This is a genomic window from Dorea hominis (assembly GCF_014287705.1).
Taxonomy (GTDB): Bacteria; Bacillota; Clostridia; order Lachnospirales; family Lachnospiraceae; genus Dorea_D; species Dorea_D hominis.
This window is the reverse complement of the sequence record NZ_JACOOY010000008.1, coordinates 14,628-35,153: the sequence shown is the minus strand read 5'-3', so window position 1 is coordinate 35,153 and position 20,526 is coordinate 14,628. Positions and strand designations below refer to the sequence as shown.

Here is a 20,526-nt window from a genome sequence, read left to right as displayed (position 1 = left end):
TAACACGACATGGCAGCAGTATCATTAGAAAACTGGAAAGAACAGATCAGAGATCCGAAAATCGAGTGCATGAGCAGAGATGAGATGACAGCACTTCAGAGTGAAAGACTGATAAAACAGGTTGAAAACGTATATGAGCATGTTTCATTTTATCGTAAGAAGATGGATGAGATGGGAGTTTTGCCGGGAGATATCAAAGGAATCGAGGACATTAATAAGCTTCCATTTACAACAAAAGAAGATCTGAGAAATAATTATCCGTTCGGTCTGCTTGCAGTTCCGCAGGATAAGATCGTCAGAGTGCAGGGAACGTCCGGAACAACCGGAAAGCTTACACTTGCATCTTATACACAGAAAGACGTAGACGTCTGGGGTGAATGTGTGGCAAGAGGTCTTACGATGGCTGGACTTACCGCAGAAGACAGACTTCATATCTGTTATGGATACGGACTTTTTACCGGAGGTATGGGACTGGATTTCGGAGCAAGAAAATTAGGCGCTATGGCGATCCCGATGTCAGCAGGTAATACAAAGAGACAGCTCATGTGTATGGAGGATTTCGGAGCAACTGCATTTGCATGTACACCGTCTTATGCATTATATCTTGCAGAAGCAGCAAGAGAAGCAGGAGTTGTGGATCGTTTACAATTAAAGGTCGGAATCAACGGAGCTGAGCCTTGGACAGAAGAGATGCGTCACAAGATCGAAGAACTGCTGAATGTCAACTGTTTTGATATTTATGGATTATGTGAAATCACAGGACCAGGTGTTGCGTTAGAATGTATCCATCATAATGGTATGCATGTTTATGAAGATTACTTCTATCCGGAAGTACTGAATCCGGCAGATAATTCTGCATGTGCAGACGGAGAGACAGGAGAACTTGTATTTACAACACTTGCAAAAGAAGGTATGCCATTACTCCGTTACCGTACAAAAGACCTTACAAGCATTGATCACAGCACTTGTGCATGTGGAAGAACACTTCCTAGAATCCAGAAGTTCAAAGGACGTACCGATGACATGAAAGTTATCCGTGGTGTTAACGTATTTCCGACACAGGTTGAGACCGCGCTTCTGTCCATTGGTGGCGGTGTAGCTCCACACTATATTCTGATCGTAGACCGCGAGAATAATCTGGACGTTCTTACAGTTATGGTAGAAGTAGATGAGAAATACTTCTCTGATGAGATTCGTAAATTGGACGAACTAAAAGCAAAAGTCGGTGCAGTCTTAAAACAGGCACTGGGCGTTGCAGTCAGAGTTAAACTGGTTGAGCCAAAGACCATCCAGAGAAGTGAAGGAAAAGCAAAACGTGTCATTGACAACAGAGAGATGTAAAAGGAGGGGACAATATGGGAATCAGTAATACAATCCAGCAGTTATCAGTATTTCTGGAAAACCGCGAAGGACGTATGGACGAAGTGCTACGTGTCCTTGCAGAAAATGATGTCAATATCGTTGCACTGAGTCTTGCAGATACATCCGATTATGGTATGCTTCGTATGATCACATCGGATCCGCACAAAGGACGTGCAGCTTTAAAAGAAGCAGGAATCACAGCAATGCTTACAGATGTTGTGGCGCTTCGTGTACCGCACGAGACAGGATCACTTGCAAAAGCGATGCACCAGATCGTGGAAGGAGAAGTCAACATCGAATATATGTATGCGTTCGCAAATGGTGTGGATGCGGCAGCAGTATTAAAGAGTGACGATCCGGGACGCGTGATCGATATTCTGAAAGGCAGTGGATTCGACGTATACAGCGCAGATGAAGCTTACCACGCAACTGACAGTTAAGGAGTCGTTGATTATGGAAAATGATTTAGTAAAGATCTATACAGCGTATGATCATATCCAGGCAGAGATGGCAGTTGGTGCGCTGGAGAATCAGCAGATTCCGGCACTCAGAAAAGAACTTGGAAATGCCGGTCTTCTGAATATTTACGGAACCAACTCCATGAGCGGGGAAGAGATCTATGTACCGAAAGAGAGCAAAGAGAAAGCAAGAGAAGTTCTGATTGCGATAGGATTTTTAGAAGAGGAATAAAAGAAAATGGAGGGATGTCTTACGGCAGGACCTCCATTTTCGCGTGTGACAGAGACATTGGAGAAAGAAAAATGAAAGCAGAAAAGGGAAATAATCTTGAGAAAGAATTGCAGAAAATGCTCATAGCAATCCATCCGGCGGATCCATGTGTGGCAGAAACCGCACTGAAGCGCTGGAATTCAATCGCAAAGCCGTTGCACAGCCTTGGAAAACTGGAAAAAGACATCATCCAGATTGCAGGGATGACCGGTGATCCGAATGTACATCTGGACAAAAAAGCATTACTTGTGATGTGTGCGGATAATGGTGTAGTTGAAGAAGGTGTCACACAGACGGGACAGGAAGTGACCGCCATTGTTGCTGAAAATTTTCTGACCGGCAATACAAGCGCTGCGATCATGTGCAGACAGGCTGGTGTGGATCTCTTTCCGGTTGACATTGGCATGGTTACAGATACAAAAGTCCCAGATGTTAAGATCCGCTATGGAACAGCAAATTTCGTAAAAGAACCGGCAATGACGAGAGGAGAAGCAGTGCGTGCCATCCTGACCGGAATACAGATTGCCCGGGATAAGAAAAAGGAAGGCTATCAGATCCTCTGTATCGGTGAGATGGGGATTGGCAATACAACGACAAGCAGTGCTGTGGCATCTGTGCTTCTTGGAAAAGAACCGGAAGAACTGACAGGTCGTGGCGCCGGGCTTGACGATAGCGGTCTGCAAAAGAAGATACAGGCAATCTGTACGGGAATTGAAAAACATCATCCGCGGGCAGATGACCCGGTGGATGTACTTGCAAAAGTGGGAGGGCTGGACATTGCAGGAATGGCAGGCATCTGCCTTGGTGGTGCAATTGAGCATATTCCTGTCATGCTGGATGGATTTATTTCGGATGTGGCGGCGCTTCTTGCTGTGCACCTGTGTCCGGCTGTAAAAGACTATCTGTTGATTTCACACGTATCAAAAGAACCGGGGGCCGGGATGGTATTGCGAGAGCTGACAGCGGAAAAAGCCAGTGATGTCCACGGCATGAATCTCGGTATGTGTTTAGGAGAAGGAACCGGAGCAGTCGCATATTTACCGGTTCTGGAACTTGGATTATCCGTGTATCAGGAAATGAGCACATTTGCAGAGAATCAGATTGAGGACTACAAGGATTATACGAAAGAAAATCCGGCAAAGGATTCTCCGGAAAAAACAGAAGCAAATATAGGAGGAACGCCATGTTGCATGTAATTACCGGAGGAAGCGGAAGTGGAAAATCAGCCTATGCAGAGAACTGGCTGCTTGAACAACGCGAGAAAAATCTGTATGATGAAAATAGCGAAAATACGAATCCGTCTGCGCCACTCTATATTGCGACGATGATTCCATATGGAAAAGAAGGGGAAACAAAAGTTATAAGACACAGGAGACTGCGCGCGGGAAAAGGATTCCGGACATTTGAATGTTACCGGGATCTTGTGAAAGCAGACATTCCGGTAAATACGGGGATTCTGTTAGAGTGCATGTCGAATCTGACGGCAAATGAGCTGTATGACGAAGCAGGAAACATGAATAAACCTGAAAAAGTAAAAAGACAGATACTGGAAGGAATCCGGCATGTGATAGAAAAGACGGATTTACTTGTCATCGTTACAAATGAAGTTCAGGGAGATCAGATGGAATACAGCGAAGAGACGAAGATTTACCAGCGAGTACTGGGGGAAGTAAACCAGAGCCTTGCCGGACTTGCAGAGAAAGTAACGGAAGTCGTATATGGGATTCCGGTGGAGATAAAATAGATGAAGAAATTATGGAACAGTTTTAAAATTGCATTTGCAATGTACAGTAAAATACCAATGCCACAAAGCGAGTGGACGGAAGAAAATATGTCCTATGCTATGTGTTTTTTCCCTTGGGTGGGAGCTGTGACAGGCGGCATCTCCTATCTGGTCGTGTTGTTTGCAGATCTGTTAAAAGAAAGAGAAATCTCATTTGGCAGCCTGTTCTTTCCGGCAGTACTGACGGTGTTACCGGTTTTGATCAGTGGTGGCATCCACATGGATGGATTTCTGGATACGCAGGATGCATTAAGCTCCTGGCAATCGGAAGAGAAGCGTCTGGAAATTCTTAAAGATCCCCATGCAGGAGCATTTGCAATCCTGTCCGGCTGCGTTTATTTCATCTTGAGTCTTGGCATATATTCCGGCGTGACAGAGGAGAGCATGCGGCTGATCGGGATGGGATTCATACTATCCCGGACACTAAGTGGCATATCCGTACTTCGGTTTCCTCAGGCAAGGAAAAACGGTCTGGTTGCAGTATTTGCCGAGCGTGCAGATAAGAGAAGAACCTTTCGTGTATTGATCATCTATCTGGTGCTGGAAATTGTAGCATTGTTATGGGCAGGAAGAGGAGCAGGGCTTTGTTGCGTGATTGTTGCAGGACTTCTTTTTCTGTATTATCATCATATGGCATGTGCAAAATTTGGCGGAGTTACCGGAGATCTGGCAGGGTATTTTCTGCAGATCTGTGAACTTGGAATTGCAATGGCAGCGGTAATTGTGACGAGTGTGTAGATGATGCCAGCGGCAAAAGCACGCGAAGTCCTATGGGTTGCAATAGCGTTTGGAGAAGGTTGTTAGTGGCAGGTTTTGGTGGAGAATAACAGGAGAGAAAAATGATATTAATAACAGGCGGAGCCTATCATGGAAAACGAAATTATGCAAAACAGATGTACCCTGGTATAGATTTTGTAGATGGAATATCATGCGCAGAAGAGACAATCTTTGCATGTCAGGGAATGGATCATTTCCACAGTTATATTGAAAACCGGATGCGTGAGGGGAAAAAGCTTCCGGAACTTTTAAAAATAGTGGAAAAGTTAAAGTGTGAAAATTCAGAGATAGTGTTGATCACAGATGAAATTGGATATGGAATCGTTCCGACAGATGCATTTTACAGAGAATATAGAGAGACGCATGGTAGGGTATGCACGCAGATTGCGGCAGAAGCAAAAGAAGTGCACAGGGTAATCTGTGGGATAGGAACGGTGATCAAAGGATGAAAATCTATCTGATACGACATGGAAAGACAAAAGGAAATCTGGAAGAGCGCTATATCGGAAGGACAGATGAGCCTTTGTGCGAGGCTGGAAGAGAAAACTTGAAGAAATACCAGTACCCGCAGGTGGAGATGGTGTTTACCAGTCCCATGAAACGCTGTATGCAGACCGCAGAAACGATTTATCCGGGGCAGCAGTATCAATGCATAGAAGAATTAAGAGAGAGCGATTTCGGTGCATTTGAAGGCCACACATATAAAGAATTGTCCGGTGATGTCAGATATCAGGCCTGGATTGACAGCGGCGGTACATTGCCATTTCCGGGCGGAGAGAGCAGGAAAGAAGTGCGCGACCGCTGCATCCGTGGAATCGAGACCGCATTGAAAATCGCGGAAAAGGAGCATGCTTCACAGATTGCATTTGTCGTACATGGTGGAACGATCATGAACGTGATGGAGAAATATGCAAGACCGCAGGGGCAGTACTATGATTTCCAGGTGAAAAATGGGGAAGGCTATGTGCTAAATCTGAAAAGCAAGACGGAAAATAACCAGTGTAATTACAGGAAGTGTAGCTTTAATAAAAAAATGGAGTGAAAAAATCTGGTTGAAAGCTGAAAACTCAATTGAAAAAATAATTTGAAAAATTGAAAAAATAGTTGCAATTTATAAGAATCTATGATATCATAATTTTCGTTGCAGAGAGCAACAAAAATAAATGCGGGTGTAGTTCAATGGTAGAACACCAGCCTTCCAAGCTGGATACGTGGGTTCGATTCCCATCACCCGCTTTTTTATATATGATGAACCAAGCAAAAGAGCAGAATCATTACTTATGTGAATCCTCACTTTGTAATAATTCTGCTCTTCTTTTGAGCTCTCATAGCCTGTTAAAGAGCAGGCTTTTCGTGCTATAAAATATTATTTATTCATAACGTTCGTCAATTACACGTTTCGTTTTCTTCTCACTTCTCGGAAGAAGACCGATTTCCACAACTTTTACAAGCGGAGTAAATCCGATCTTGCTCTTTACACGTGTAGCAATGCGGTCTGCAAGATCAAGGAAATCAACGGTTCCGTTTGTCTCGACGTAGATACGCATCGTGTCTTTGCCGTCCAGATGAGAGATGCGGATCTGATATTCGCTGGATACTTCCTTGAATTCTTTCAGAATCTCTTCAATCTGGCTTGGGAATACATTTACACCTTTGATCTTCATCATGTCGTCAGTACGTCCCATGATCGTATCCAGACGCGGAAATTTGCTTCCACAAGGGCATTCACCCGGAATAATGCGGGAAAGATCATGTGTACGATAACGGATCAGCGGTGCGCCCTCTTTTACAAGAGTAGTGATTACAATCTCACCGAGTTCGCCGTCCGGAAGAACTTCACCTGTTACAGGATCAATGATTTCAATGTAAATATAATCATCCCAGTAATGCATACCGCAGTCATGTGAGCAGCTGATACCGATTCCCGGACCGTAGATTTCTGTCAGTCCGTAAATATCATACAACTCGATGCCGAGCTCCTCGGAGATACGTTTCCGCATCTTTTCGCCCCATCTTTCAGAACCGATGATACCTTTCTTCAGATGAATCTTATCTTTGATACCGCGACGTTTAATCTCTTCTGCGAGAAGCAATGCATAAGAAGAAGTAGAACCAAGGACTGTCGTTTTCATGTCCATCATCATCTGTAATTGTTTGTCGGTATTACCAGGTCCCATAGGAATGACCATAGAACCTAATTTCTCAGCGCCTGCTTGAAAACCGATTCCGGCAGTCCACAGTCCGTATCCCGGGGTAATCTGGATACGATCCATATTTGTCATGCCAGTCATTTCGTAGCAACGTTTGAACATAATCGCCCAGTCGTCTACGTCTTTGGCTGTATACGGGATGATGACCGGAAGTCCGGTTGTTCCGGAAGAAGAGTGGATGCGGACGATCTTCTCCTCCGGTGCAGTCATAAGTCCGAGTGGATAGGCATTTCTTAAGTCACTTTTCTCGGAAAATGGAAGCTTCTGGAAATCTTCCGCACTGGAAATGCTTGAAACACCGGCTTCGTTCAGTTTCTTTCCATAGAAACTCTCGGCTTTGATAAGAGCCTGAATCTGTCCGTTTACCTGTGCAATTTGTGTTTCTGTAATTTTCATAGGTCTGTCCTTTCTGTTATGTAAATGAAATGTTTCATATCCGGTTATTTTGTATAATTTAATGCCTGAAGGTTCATGGCGTGGAATTTTTCCGGAAGTGTCCGGAGCATTACATGTTCGATGTCTTCTAAGTTGAAGTCAAGTACACCGGTACGAAGTGCAGTTCCGAGGAGAATCATGTTCAGGACTTTGGATGAACCGATTTCCGCACAGGCTTTGTCAGCATCGATCAGTGTAAGATTCGGAACGTTTTGTTTTAAATATTCAAGCATTGGTTCGGAATCATAATTGCTTTCTGAAAGTGTTGCAGTTACCGGCTTGATCGCGCGAGTGCTTACAACAACATGACCGCCTTCTTTTAAGTATGGAAGCATACGGACCGTTTCGCCCGGTTCGAATCCAATGATCAGATCGGCAGTTCCGACGGCGATCATCGGGGAATAGAGCCCTTCACCGATACGCACATGGCTGAATACACTTCCGCCACGCTGCGCCATACCGATCGTTTCGGCACTCATAACCGGAATATTCTGTTCCATAGCTGCGGCAGCAAGAAGTTTGGATGCAAGGACGGTACCCTGTCCGCCAACACCGCAGAGTACAATATTTTTAATCATGCTGTTTACCTCCTTTGATCGCATGAACTGGACAGATCTGACTGCAAAGTCCACAGCCGGTGCACATAGATGAATCAATGGAAACATTTCCGTCTTCTGTAATGATTGCAGGACATCCCAATTCCCGGATGCATTTCTTGCAATGGATGCAGGAGGAAATATCTACATGCATCGGGGTGCCCGGTTTTGTGACAGCAATGCATGGCGATTTGAAAATGATCGCTTTTACACCCGGCTTATCTGCGAGCTCTTTTACGCAGGAGACAGCCGCCTCGTGATCCAGTGGATTTACTGTTTCTACATCCTGCACGCCGATACCGCGAAGAACCTGTTCGATATTGATTTTCTGGACGATTTCGCCCATAACAGTGCGGCCGGTACCGGGATGCGGCTGGTGTCCGGTCATGGCAGTGGTTGAATTATCCAGAACAACAAGTGTCATATTCGCCTGATTATAGACCGCATTGACAACTCCGGTGATCGCAGAAGCGAAAAACGTAGAATCTCCGACAAATGCAAAGCAGGCAGTATCCGGTTCAATTTTTTCCACACCCTGTGCGATATTCAGACCTGCACCCATGCAGAGGCAGGTATCTACCATATCAAGTGGACTGGCATTGCCGAGTGTATAACAGCCAATATCACCACAGAAAATAGTCTTGCGACCCTGCATTGCTTTTTTTACTGCGTAGAAAGAAGCACGGTGCGGACATCCTGCACACAGAACCGGCGGACGTACCGGAAGTGGAGGGACATCTGTAAGTTTTGGCTGTTCCTTTAACGGAAGATCAAGAAATGTGCGGATATAGGTATCTACGCTGTCTCTTGTATTTTCTCCGGCGTTGGCAGTATTGTGTGTCAGTTTTCCGAGAATTTTTACCGGAAGGTGATATTTTCCACAAATATAAGTAAGCTCCCGCTCAATGACAGGATCTAATTCTTCCAGACAGAGTACCTCGTCGAGTCCGTCTAAGAACTGGACTGCCAGCTTTTCCGGAAAAGGATGCGGAGTCGAAATCTTCAAATGGCGGACCATACCGGTTTCAATCAGTGTTTCCATCGCATAAGTAAAACTGATACCGCCGGATACGATTCCTTTCCTGCTGTCTGCAAAAGCGTCACAGGCAGGATAGATTTTATTTTTCTCATAGGAAGAAAACATATCCGCTAATTCAACATTTCTGGCTTCTATCTTCTGATGGTTCTGGTAAGAAAGCCGTGGGAAAATAACCCAACGCTTTGAGTCTTTGACAAAGCCTTCCGGCGTATGTACAGTATATTCTTCCGGATCTTTGACAGATACAGAAGCATAGCCGTGACAGACGCGGGTAGTCGGGCGCAAAAATACAGGAGTGTTATATTTTTCAGAGTATTCATACGCTTCCTGAATCATCTCATATGCTTCCTGTGCAGAAGACGGATCAAAACAAGGTAGCTTGGAAAATGCTGCGAAATGTCTGGTATCCTGCTCTGTCTGCGAGGAAATCGGTCCTGGATCGTCGGCGACAAGAATTACCATACCGCCCTTAACTCCGATGTATTCCAGACTCATCAGAGGATCGGAAGCAACGTTTAAACCAACCTGTTTCATTGTGACGAGTGTTCTTGCGCCACTGTAGGAGGCGCCTGCGGCTAGCTCCATTGCTGCTTTTTCATTAACCGACCATTCGACATAGACATCATCCGGACGGTGTTTGGCAATTGTTTCAAGAACTTCCGTGGATGGAGTTCCGGGATATCCGGCAACAACATTGACACCGGAAGCAACAGCACCAAGTGCAATCGCTGCATTTCCCATTAAAAATTCTTTATGCATGATCTCACCTCAAGTTCGTTAAAAATAGTAATAATTAAAAATAAGTATAGTCTGTTTTGAAGTGAAATTCAATGAAATTCATACAAAGGGTTGTATAAATATTCAAATCATAAGCGAGATTGGACGCTTTTGTAACAATGTATGTGCATCAAAAAAAGCACAGTCATGATGGCTGTGCTTATAGTGTTTTTATAGCATTTTGCTGCAAGATATAATGGATAAGAAGCTGCCGGTGGCATATTCTTTTTTATATAATAGGAAATTGTATTTCCTATTATATAAAAAGCCTCCGGCAGGATGCGCACTGCGGCGTACAATGATGATGTCGCAAGCGACCGCCGCAGGCGCTAGAATGTGCCAAGGCACATTCTTTGTTCTTCCATACAGTTTTCCAGCGACTGGAAGAAGTCAGGATAAGACACATCCACGCACTGGCTGTCCAGGATCTGTGTTGTACCGTCTGCGATTAACCCAGCAACTGCAAATGACATGGCAATCCGGTGATCAAGATAACTGTTAATCTTAGCGCCTTTTAATGGCTGTCCACCGCTTTGCGGGCTGGAACCCGGAATGATCATGCCGTCTTCCGTCGGAGTAATAGTGGCGCCCATCGCACGGAGACCTTCTGTAACAGTATCGATACGGTTCGTTTCTTTTACTTTCAATTCAGCAGCATCTTTGATGATGGTTGGGCCTTCCGCCTGTGATGCCATAACTGCAAGAATCGGAATCTCATCGATCAGCGTCGGAATCAGATTTCCTTCAATAGTAGTGCCTTTTAAATGGCTGGTGCGGACAAGCACATCAGCACGGCCTTCGCCGCCCTCGTAAGTCTGGTTTAACAGTGTGATATCAGCGCCCATGCCTTTGCAGACTTCTAAAAATCCGGCGCGGGTAAGATTCGTGCCGACATTCTTTACAAGCAGTTCACTGTCTGGAACGAGAAGCCCTGCAGCGATAAAATATGCAGCGGAAGAAATGTCACCCGGCACACAGATCTTCTGTCCGTAAAGCTGTTCACATGGTTCTACGCTGGCAGTTGCACTTCCGTCCGGGTGCATAGTAGAAGCGACTTCGGCGCCGAAACTTTGTAACATCAGTTCTGTGTGGTTTCGGGAAAGCGCCGGTTCTGTCACCGAAGTAGTACCGTCACCGTAAAGCCCGGCAAGAAGAACTGCGGATTTTACCTGCGCAGAGGCAACCGGTGATGTATAGGAGATTGCGTGAATCTTCCCCGGTGTGATGCGAAGCGGAGCACAGTTATTTCCGACTATACTCGTAACATTTGCCCCCATCAGATTTAACGGAGTCATAATTCTTCCCATCGGTCTGGAATTTAAAGAATCATCACCGGACATAACAGAAGCAAAATTTTGTCCGGCAAGAATACCGGACATCAACCGGGTTGTTGTACCGCTGTTTCCGACGTTCAGAATGTCGGCAGGTGCAGACAGACCGTGAAGTCCTTTGCCGTGGACAAGGATACTCTGTGGTGTTTCTTCTATTTCAATGCCCATCTTCCGGAAACAGTCGATGGTTGACAGACAGTCGGCTCCCTTCAGAAAATGTGTGATCTCTGTTGTGCCAAGAGAGATTGCTCCTAACATGATGGAACGATGGGAGATCGATTTGTCGCCCGGAATCGTAACTTCGCCTCTTAAACCTTTTACTGGATAGATTTCTTTAACGCTCATAAACAATATACCTGAATTTCTGCAAGAGTGCGCCGGCTTTTTCCTGTGAAGCCGCATCGTAGAACTCTATACGCAGAACCCCCTCTTCAAATTCTCTGTTGTGTACAATGCCGATATTTTTAATACTGAGATTATTGGAAGCAAGGATAGTTGCAATTGCTGCGATTCCACCTGCTTCATCAATGATGTCACAGTAAACGGCAAAATTTTTCTTGATCGGACCTGCCGATGTTTCACTGATCGAGTTCCGGTAAGTACGGGAAGAATCAAAAAGATTGTAAACACCTTGTTCGTCTCCGTCGTCTACCAGTTCTTTTGCTTTTGTAAGTGTTTTAATATAGGATCCAAGGATCTGGCTGATATTCTCCTTGTTCTGTGTGCAGATATTCTGCCACATTGTCGGAGAGGAAGAGGCGATTCTTGTGATATCTTTGAATCCTCCGGCGGCAAGATGCTTCATCAGCTCGTCTTTCGTATCGGTATCTTTTACAAAGTTGACAAGACTTGCTGCAATAATGTGCGGCAGGTGACTGATCGTACCGGTTACGTAGTCGTGTTTTTTATAGTCCAGAATTACCGGCAGTGCTTTCAGTGCAGTGACAAATGATTCATAGCGCGCTACCTTTTCATCGGAAACTTCTACAGATGGTGTCAGCACATAGTAAGCATTTTCAATGAGCATTGCTTTGGAATTGCTGTAACCGCTCTTCTCGGAACCTGCCATAGGATGTCCTCCGATAAAATATTTACCAAGCCCCAGAGTTTCTGCCTCTTCGTGGATGTTTGTTTTCACACTTCCAACATCTGTAAGAATACAGTCCTCATGCATATAGCAGGTAAGCTGCTTCAGATATGCACTGTTAAAAGAAACCGGTGCACATAAAAATATGTAAGAACAGTAATAGAAATTATCATCAATCGTAGTCGCTGCAACGTCGATCACAGATTCCTGTGTAGCGAGTGCCAGCGCTTCTTTATTTTTGTCGAATGCAATGATCTCGTAATCCGGGAAATACTGGCGTATCGCTTTCGCAATAGAACCACCGATCAGACCAAGACCGATGAATCCGATTTTCTGTTTGTCCATAGTAACTCCTTCCATAGATAAAGCCTGTTATTGGATTGAAAAAACAGGCTTTGAAACTTCTGAAATTTATTATATTTTCTTTTTTTGTGTTTGTCAATGCTATGATGCTTTAAAGTGAAAAAGTAAAGAAAGAAAATTGTAAAAAATGTATAAAAGAGTTGTAATTAGTCAGAAAATTTAGTACAATATACCCATGATAATTTACTATAGTAAGGAGGCAGCTTAATATGAAAGTATACAGGACGGATGAGATTAGAAATGTTGTTCTATTAGGACATGGAGGAAGCGGTAAGACAAGTCTTGTGGAAGCCATGGCCTATGTATCAGGGGCAACTACTCGTATGGGAAAAGTTGCAGACGGTAATATGATCAGTGATTTTGATAAAGAGGAACAGAAGAGACAGTTCTCAATCAGCACATCACTGGTACCGATCGAATGGGAGAAAGCGAAGATCAATGTTCTCGATACACCGGGATATTTTGACTTTGTCGGAGAAGTAGAAGAAGCAGTCAGTGCAGCAGATGCAGCAGTTATCGTTGTTTCTGGAAAAGCAGGTGTTGAGGTTGGAACAGAGAAAGCATGGGAATTATGTGACAAATATAATCTGCCTCGTATGGTATATGTTACAGAGATGGACGTGGATGATGCAAGTTTCCGTCAGGTAGTACAGGATCTGACAGATAAGTATGGTAAAGTGATTGCACCGCATTTCCAACCAATCCGTGAGAATGAGAAGTTAGTTGGGTACGTTAATATTATTAAGAATGCAGGAAGACGTTATACTGGTATCGGAGAGAGAGAAGAGTGCGAGATCCCGGATTACTGTAAACCAAACCTGGAGATCTACCGTGAGAAATTGTTAGAAGCAGTTGCGGAGACAAGTGATGAGTTTATGGAGCGTTATTTTGCAGGAGAAGAGTTTTCTGTAGAGGAGATTCGTTCTGCAATGAGAACAGAAGTTATGGACGGAGATATCGTTCCGGTTGCTATGGGATCGAATATCCAGGCACAGGGAGTTGCAAACCTCCTTTCAGATATTGTAAGATTCTTCCCAAGCCCGGACAGCAGAAAATGCGCCGGCATTAACCGTAAGACGAACGAGATCTATGAAGCAGATTATGATTTCGCAAAAGCAAAATCCGCATATGTCTTCAAAACTATGGTAGATCCGTTTATCGGAAAATATTCTTTCGTAAAAGTATGCTCCGGTGTATTAAAGGGGGACGATGTGCTCTACAATGCAGAGTCCGAAGCAGAAGCCAAACTTGGCAAGATTTATACAATGTCAGGCAACAAACCGGTAGAAGTCAGCGAATTATTTGCGGGTGATATCGGTGCGATCGCCAAACTTGCCAATACAAAGACCGGTGATACACTTTCAGCAAAGACAACGCCGCTGATGTTTGGAAAAACAGAATATTCCAAACCATATACATATATGAAATATGTTGTTAAGAACAAAGGCGATGAGGATAAAGTATCCCAGGCGCTGCAGAAGATGATGGCAGAAGATGTGACACTTAAGAGTGTTAACGACAGTGAGAACCGTCAGACACTGATCTATGGTATGGGTGACCAGCATCTGGAAGTGACGGCAAGCAAACTTGCTGCAAGATACAAATGTGAGATCACACTGGAGACACCGAAAGTGGCATTCCGTGAGACAATTAAGAAGAAATCAGACGTAGATACGAAGTATAAGAAACAGTCCGGCGGACATGGACAGTATGGACATGTCAAGATGAGATTCGAACCATCCGGAGATCAGGAGACACCTTATGTATTCGAAGAAGAAGTTGTGGGCGGAGCTGTTCCGAAGAACTACTTCCCGGCAGTTGAAAAAGGTCTTCAGGAATCTGTACTTAAAGGGCCTCTGGCAGGATATCCGGTTGTAGGTGTGAAAGCAGTTCTGTATGATGGATCTTACCATCCGGTAGATTCTTCTGAGATGGCATTCAAGACAGCAACGATCCAGGCATTTAAGAAAGGCTTCATGGAAGCCGGGCCGGTTCTTTTAGAGCCAATCGCTTCTGTGAAAGTTACAGTTCCGGATGATTATACCGGAGATATTATGGGTGATCTGAATAAGAGAAGAGGTCGTGTGCTTGGTATGAATCCATTAAGCGGCGGATATCAGGAGATTATCGCTGATGTTCCGATGACAGGTATGTTTGGATACTGCACAACACTTCGTTCCATGACCGGTGGACGTGGCAATTATTCTTATGAATTTGCACGTTATGAGCAGGCTCCTTCAGACATTCAGGAAGCAGAGATTGCAAAGAGAACAGCAGAAGAATAAATCTTTGATAAAAATTTGATTATGAAATAAGAAAAAAAGCTCTGGGAAGGGCTTTTTTTCTTATATTAAAAGTGCTATAATCGTGGTTGCTATTTATATTAGGAAAGAAATTTTGTCAAAGGAATATATGTGAGGAAAGAAAAATGAAAATAGTAATCATTGGTGATGGAAAGGTTGGCCATAAGCTGGCAGTCCAATTATCGGAAGAAGATTACGATATTGTGCTGATTGACCAGAACGAAGGCAAGTTAAAAGCCGCGTTGAACCAGCTTGATATTTTCTGCATTACCGGTAACGGTGCAGATGCAGAGGTTCAGAAACAGGCGGACGTACCACATGCAGATCTGGTAATTGCATGCGCATCAACGGACGAGATGAATATGCTAAGTTGTCTTCTGGCAAAAAGGCTAGGAGCAAAACACACGATAGCCAGAGTACGCAACCCAATTTACTACAGACAGATGGATCTTCTGAAGGAAGACCTGCATCTGAGTATGGCGGTTAATCCGGAGCTGACTGCGGCGAATGAGATTGCCCGTGTGCTTTTGTTCCCGGAGACGAGTAAAGTTGAGACTTTTATGAAGGGAAAAGTAGAACTTGTTGAATATCCGGTACGTGAGAACAGTCCACTGGTGGATATCGCACTTTCAGAGCTGTACCGGAAATTCCAGATCAAAGTACTGGTATGTGCAGTAAAGCGCAAAGGAGAAGTTTACATTCCGGATGGTGATTTTGTCTTAAGAGAAGGAGACAAGTTACATATCGCGGCCGCACATCAGGATCTGAAATCATTTTTCAAATCATTAGGAAGAAAGCGTACTCGTGTGAAGAATGTTCTGATCTGCGGAGGAGGGCATTTATGCTTCTATCTTGCAAATCAGCTTCTGCAGGCAGGAATGCAGGTGAAGATCATTGAGATCAAAGAAAAAAAATGTGAGAATCTCTGTGAATTACTTCCAAAGGCAACGATCATTCATGGTGATGCAACAGATCATGATCTGCTGCTGGAAGAAGGAATTGCCGAAGCAGATGCGATGGTTTCACTGACTGGTCTTGATGAAGAGAATATTATTTTATCTCTATTCGCAAAGACGCAGGGCGTGAATAAGATTATTGCAAAAGTAAATGAAGATTCCAGGGCACAGATGGTGGAAGGACTCGGCATTGACAGTATTATTTCGGCGAAGAGTGCAACGGCGGATGCGATCATGCGATATGTTCGTGCCCGTAAGAATTCTTACAGTAATGCCAATGTAGAGACGATGTATCGTCTTGTGAACGGAAAAGTAGAAGCGCAGGAATTTATCATTCGAAAGGAATGTGAATATACATCCGTCCCACTGAAAGAGCTAAGAACAAAGAAAAATACACTGATTGCATGTATCGGCAGACATCGCCAGGTTATCATCCCGAATGGTGATACAACGATGAAAGTTGGTGACAGCGTTATTGTCGTTACGAAGAATCATGTGATCCGCAATCTGAATGAGATACTTTTATAGGAGCCGGTGGAAATATGAATAGAAGAATGATTTTATATATTCTGGCAAAAATGATGGGAGTAGAAGGTGTGCTTTTGCTCCTTCCTGCTTTTGTCGGACTTTTATATGGAGAAAAAAGCGGAGCCTGCTTTTTATTTCCGGCAACAATATTGGCATTGATTTATATTATATTCGGAATCAGAAAGCCGAATAAAACGAAGATTTATGCAAAAGAAGGTATGATCATCGTTGCCAGTGCATGGATTTTATGGTCGATGTTTGGAGCAATTCCGTTTACGCTGGGAGGATATATCCCGAATTATCTGGATGCATTTTTTGAGACAGTATCCGGATTTACGACAACAGGTTCTACAATTTTAAATGATATTGAATCGCTGTCACACTGTATGCATTTCTGGAGATGCTTCACACACTGGATCGGTGGTATGGGCGTGCTTGTATTTGTACTGGTTCTGACTTCTCTAGATAAGAAGAATACGATGTATCTGATGCGTGCGGAAGTACCGGGACCAGAGAAAGATAAGCTTGTGCCGAAAGCGATGGCAACAGCGAGAATTTTATATGGAATGTATTTTGCACTGACAGCAGTAGAAATTGTATTGCTGCTTTTTGGTGGTATGTCCCCATTTGACAGTATTATCCATGCATTCAGTACTGCAGGAACCGGAGGATTTTCGAACTATGCTAATAGTATCGGACAGCTTGACAGTGCATATATTGACGGTGTGATCACGGTATTTATGATCCTGTTCGGTATCAATTTTAACCTGTTTTATCTGTTGTTGTTAAGACAGTTCAAACCGGTATGGAAAAATGAAGAACTGCGGACGTATCTGGCGATCATAGCAACAGCGATTGCCTTGATCACATGGAATATTACATCGATATATGGCAATCCGTTAAAGGCATTCCGGTATGCGGCATTTCAGGTCGCATCCATTATTACGACAACCGGATTCTCGACGGCCGATTATATGAAATGGCCGACGATGTCACAGACGATCATCATCATACTAATGATCATTGGTGCGTGTGCTTCATCCACAGGCGGTGGTATCAAAGTTTCAAGATTCTTGATTGTTGTTAAGAGTATTAAGAAAGAACTGAAACAGATGGTCCATCCGAAATCTGTCAACCTGATCCGTATAAATGGCAAGAAGATGAATCCGGACATTGTACAGAATGTATTCGTATATCTGGTTGCATATGCGGGAATTGCCGGGTTATCCGTATTATTGGTTTCTATAGATGATTTTGATTTTGCCACAAACTTCGGATCTGTAATGGGAACTTTGAATAATATCGGCCCGGGACTTGGTGTATCTGGTCCGGCAGGAAACTTTGCACAGTTTTCTCCATTTTCAAAACTGGTATTTTGTATGGATATGTTGATTGGACGTCTGGAAATCTTTCCATTCCTGATGCTCTTTACATCAATATCTTGGAGAAAGAAATTTTAGAATGGGAGGGTGTTATGAAAAAGAGAAGTAAATTTGCGATTGTTGTTATTTTGCTGGCGATTGCGGCGATTTATTATTATGTGTCAATTCCGGCAGTCAATATTCATTCGGCGCAGACATGGTTTTTTGTGATGACACTGTTTGTTGTCCTGATCATTTACTATGCGGTCAGAAAGCGTGTAACACGTGTGGAACTTGGGACGAATAAGATTTTACGTTCCATGATCGGACTGTTGGTTGTGTTTGGAATTGTGTATCTGGCAGGTTCTGTACTGTCATCCCCGATCATCAATGCGAAAAAATATCAGAAATTGATGAAAGTGAAGACTGGAGAGTTCAGTAAAGATGTAAAAGAATTGTCTTATGACAGAATTCCGCTTCTGGATAAAGATACTGCAGCACTTCTCGGAGATCGTAAGATGGGAAGTATGGTAGATATGGTATCTCAGTTTGAGGCAGATGATATTTACAGCCAGATCAATTACAAGAATAATCCGGTCCGTGTAACGCCACTGAAATATGCGAATCTGATCAAGTGGTTTACAAACCGCAGAGAAGGAATTCCGGCATATATCCGGATCAATATGGCTACACAGACAACAGAACTTGTGAAATTAAAAGAAGGAATCAAGTATACGACCAGTGAACATCTGAACCGTAATATTTACCGTCACTTAAGATTTGCACATCCGACTTATATATACGGAGAGTTAAGTTTTGAGATTGATGAAGCCGGAGTACCATATTGGATTGCACCGGTGAAGAAATATAACATCGGTCTGTTCGGTGGTGAAACAGTCGGAAAAGTCGTACTCTGTAACGCAGTAACTGGTGAAACGAAGACATATGACATCAAGGATGTACCGTCATGGGTAGACCGTGCGTATTCGGCAGATATTCTTGTACAGCTCTTTGACTATTATGGCACATTGAAACATGGATTTTTGAACAGTGTGCTGAGTCAGAAGGACTGTCTGGAGACAACGGATGGATATAATTATCTTGCACTGGATGATGATGTCTGGATGTATACAGGTGTGACATCTGTCAATGGCGACCAGTCTAATGTCGGCTTTGTATTAGCCAACCAGCGGACGATGGAGACGAAGTACTATACGGTAGAAGGCGCAACCGAAGCGTCAGCGATGTCTTCAGCGGAAGGTCAGGTGCAGAACTTAAAGTACGAGGCAACCTTTCCGCTGCTGCTTAACATTTCCAAGGAACCGACTTACTTTATTGCATTAAAGGATGATGCCGGCCTGGTGAAAAAGTATGCTATGGTAAATGTCCATAAATACCAGATTGTAGCGATTGGTGATAGTGTCAGTCAGTGTGAAGAGAATTACCGGAATCTGCTTGGTGAGAATGGTATCAAAAAAGCAGAAAAAGACACACGGGATGTGAAGAAGATTACCGGTAAGATCACGAAGATTGCACAGGCAGTCATAGATGGAACATCACATTACTATGTTATGTTGGAAGGATCCGATGACATTTTTGATACATCGGTTGTAGATTTTATCGATATCGTAAAATGCGAAGTCGGACAGACGATTTCACTGGAGTACAAAGAAGGCGATAAGGCGAATACAGTAATGTCTCTTAAAACGGAGACTGACAAAGAAAGCAATACACAGGATAAGGATACAGAGAATATAAACAAATAGATAAAAAGGGAGAACAGAATGGAACTAAGCATCTTACTGGCAGAACAAATTTTATCCATGTTTCTGACAATGATTGTTGGATATATCATTGTCAAGATTGGATTATTCAAGGAGACAGACAGCAAGATCATTTCCAATATGGTAGTTTACATCTGTTCTCCCTGCGTAATTATTGATGCGTTTCAGATTGAGTTAACCGATGATAAATTACAAGGATTATTGATTGCTGTTGTGGCAGCAATTTGTGTTCATATTGTTATGATTGGTGGGACGAAGCTAATGGAAAAACCACTGCATTTTAACCGGATTGAGAAGGCATCTGTCATTTATTCAAATTCAGGGTATCTGCTCATCCCGTTGGTAGGGAATGTTCTTGGAAAAGAGTGGGTATTTTATACAACCGCTTATAATCTGGTACAGACTGTACTACTCTGGACGCATGCAGTCGGAATCATCAGCAAAAAAGACGAAAAGAATTATAAAGAGATATTCCTGAATCCGAATATGATTGCTATGTTTCTTGGAATGCTTATGTTCATATCCAGGATTCGGCTTCCACAAGTGATCGGAACATGTGTAAGCAGTTTCGGAGATATGATCAGTTCGGCAAGTATGCTGGTAATCGGAATGGTGATTGGAAATGTTGATTTAAAGTGGGTGTTCCGTCAGAAGCGGCCGTATCTGATCTGTTTTATCCGGTTAATCTTTTATCCGGTGATCGGTGCAGTCGCATTTGGAGTTCTTGGCAGTATGGAAATACACCCGGATGCAGAATATATTCTTATGATCGTATTTCTCGCAACAGCCGCACCAGTTGCAGCAATGGTAACGCAGCTTGCACAGATTTACGACCAGGATGTCAAATACGCAAGTGTCATCAATGTGATGTCAGTGATATTCTGTATTATCACAATGCCATGTATGGTGATGCTGTACGAGAGTTTCTTTTAAACCTATAACATTTAGTGGAGGCTGTCAGTGGCAGATTTTGCAGTAAAAATAGTTTAATAAAATAACAAAGAAGGAAGAGCCGTTGAAAATGATATGTACCCTCTTTACTGGACGAACCAGTAAGGGGGTATTTTTACAAGACGATTTCGAAGTAAAATCAGAGAATGGATTT

General features: G+C 43.4%; 18 protein-coding genes and 1 tRNA gene. 14 read left to right on the top strand and 5 right to left on the bottom strand.

Annotated elements, in window-relative coordinates:
• The first annotated feature begins 9 nt into the window (after positions 1-9).
• The 9 genes from H8S07_RS07650 to H8S07_RS07610 all read left to right on the top strand — a co-directional run bounded on the left by H8S07_RS07650 (position 10) and on the right by H8S07_RS07610 (position 5,887).
• Positions 10-1,341, top strand: a complete 1,332-nt coding sequence (locus H8S07_RS07650; protein ID WP_117536738.1) for a phenylacetate--CoA ligase family protein — start codon at positions 10-12, stop codon at positions 1,339-1,341.
• 14 nt (positions 1,342-1,355) lie between these two features.
• Positions 1,356-1,802 (top strand): hypothetical protein, encoded by a 447-nt coding sequence (locus H8S07_RS07645; protein WP_021860785.1) that lies wholly within the window; start codon positions 1,356-1,358, stop codon positions 1,800-1,802.
• A gap of 13 nt (positions 1,803-1,815) precedes the next feature.
• Complete coding sequence (locus H8S07_RS07640; RefSeq protein ID WP_021860784.1) at positions 1,816-2,052, top strand: putative signal transducing protein; 237 nt, start codon at positions 1,816-1,818, stop codon at positions 2,050-2,052.
• A 71-nt stretch (positions 2,053-2,123) separates the two neighbouring features.
• Entirely contained in the window at positions 2,124-3,287 is a 1,164-nt protein-coding gene (gene cobT, locus H8S07_RS07635; protein WP_186855788.1) for a nicotinate-nucleotide--dimethylbenzimidazole phosphoribosyltransferase, read from the top strand.
• Positions 3,275-3,835 (top strand): bifunctional adenosylcobinamide kinase/adenosylcobinamide-phosphate guanylyltransferase, encoded by a 561-nt coding sequence (locus H8S07_RS07630; protein ID WP_186855787.1) that lies wholly within the window; start codon positions 3,275-3,277, stop codon positions 3,833-3,835. The genes cobT and H8S07_RS07630 overlap by 13 nt, the downstream gene beginning before the upstream one ends.
• The gene (locus H8S07_RS07625; protein WP_186855786.1) at positions 3,836-4,612 is read left to right on the top strand and encodes an adenosylcobinamide-GDP ribazoletransferase; all 777 of its coding nucleotides are present in this window, start codon (positions 3,836-3,838) and stop codon (positions 4,610-4,612) included. It abuts the gene before it with no gap.
• A gap of 101 nt (positions 4,613-4,713) precedes the next feature.
• Positions 4,714-5,100: a bifunctional adenosylcobinamide kinase/adenosylcobinamide-phosphate guanylyltransferase gene (locus H8S07_RS07620; protein ID WP_021860780.1), complete on the top strand. Its 387-nt coding sequence runs from the start codon at positions 4,714-4,716 to the stop codon at positions 5,098-5,100.
• The gene (locus tag H8S07_RS07615) at positions 5,097-5,693 is read left to right on the top strand and encodes a histidine phosphatase family protein (RefSeq protein WP_186855785.1); all 597 of its coding nucleotides are present in this window, start codon (positions 5,097-5,099) and stop codon (positions 5,691-5,693) included. The genes H8S07_RS07620 and H8S07_RS07615 overlap by 4 nt, the downstream gene beginning before the upstream one ends.
• Positions 5,694-5,816: 123 nt before the next feature.
• Positions 5,817-5,887: transfer RNA gene (locus H8S07_RS07610), tRNA-Gly, on the top strand.
• Positions 5,888-6,021: 134 nt separating this feature from the next.
• On the opposite strand, the gene H8S07_RS07605 is transcribed toward H8S07_RS07610, so the two are convergent.
• The 5 genes from H8S07_RS07605 to H8S07_RS07585 form a co-directional block, all read right to left on the bottom strand.
• A complete protein-coding gene (locus H8S07_RS07605; RefSeq protein ID WP_186855784.1) occupies positions 6,022-7,257 on the bottom strand; it encodes a phenylacetate--CoA ligase family protein in 1,236 nt (411 codons plus the stop codon).
• A gap of 44 nt (positions 7,258-7,301) precedes the next feature.
• Complete coding sequence (locus H8S07_RS07600) at positions 7,302-7,874, bottom strand: indolepyruvate oxidoreductase subunit beta (RefSeq protein ID WP_186855783.1); 573 nt, start codon at positions 7,872-7,874, stop codon at positions 7,302-7,304.
• Positions 7,867-9,690: an indolepyruvate ferredoxin oxidoreductase subunit alpha gene (gene iorA / locus H8S07_RS07595; protein ID WP_186855782.1), complete on the bottom strand. Its 1,824-nt coding sequence runs from the start codon at positions 9,688-9,690 to the stop codon at positions 7,867-7,869. Before iorA ends, H8S07_RS07600 begins: the two co-directional genes overlap by 8 nt.
• Positions 9,691-10,037: 347 nt before the next feature.
• Positions 10,038-11,384, bottom strand: coding sequence for a 3-phosphoshikimate 1-carboxyvinyltransferase (gene aroA / locus H8S07_RS07590; protein ID WP_186855781.1), 1,347 nt, complete (start codon positions 11,382-11,384; stop codon positions 10,038-10,040).
• Positions 11,374-12,471: a prephenate dehydrogenase gene (locus H8S07_RS07585; protein WP_186855780.1), complete on the bottom strand. Its 1,098-nt coding sequence runs from the start codon at positions 12,469-12,471 to the stop codon at positions 11,374-11,376. Before H8S07_RS07585 ends, aroA begins: the two co-directional genes overlap by 11 nt.
• Positions 12,472-12,698: 227 nt before the next feature.
• Here H8S07_RS07585 and H8S07_RS07580 point away from each other — a divergent pair, with 227 nt between their 5' ends.
• The 5 genes from H8S07_RS07580 (at position 12,699) to H8S07_RS07560 (ending at position 20,354) form a co-directional block, all read left to right on the top strand.
• Complete coding sequence (locus H8S07_RS07580) at positions 12,699-14,774, top strand: elongation factor G (RefSeq protein ID WP_021859538.1); 2,076 nt, start codon at positions 12,699-12,701, stop codon at positions 14,772-14,774.
• Between the two features lie 143 nt (positions 14,775-14,917).
• On the top strand, positions 14,918-16,276 hold the full coding sequence (trkA, locus tag H8S07_RS07575; RefSeq protein WP_021859539.1) for a Trk system potassium transporter TrkA: 1,359 nt from the start codon (positions 14,918-14,920) through the stop codon (positions 16,274-16,276).
• 14 nt (positions 16,277-16,290) lie between these two features.
• The gene (locus H8S07_RS07570) at positions 16,291-17,736 is read left to right on the top strand and encodes a TrkH family potassium uptake protein (RefSeq protein WP_118520842.1); all 1,446 of its coding nucleotides are present in this window, start codon (positions 16,291-16,293) and stop codon (positions 17,734-17,736) included.
• A gap of 14 nt (positions 17,737-17,750) precedes the next feature.
• On the top strand, positions 17,751-19,403 hold the full coding sequence (locus H8S07_RS07565; protein WP_118520840.1) for a CvpA family protein: 1,653 nt from the start codon (positions 17,751-17,753) through the stop codon (positions 19,401-19,403).
• Positions 19,404-19,421: 18 nt separating this feature from the next.
• Positions 19,422-20,354, top strand: coding sequence for an AEC family transporter (locus H8S07_RS07560; protein ID WP_117536728.1), 933 nt, complete (start codon positions 19,422-19,424; stop codon positions 20,352-20,354).
• Positions 20,355-20,526 lie beyond the last annotated feature (172 nt).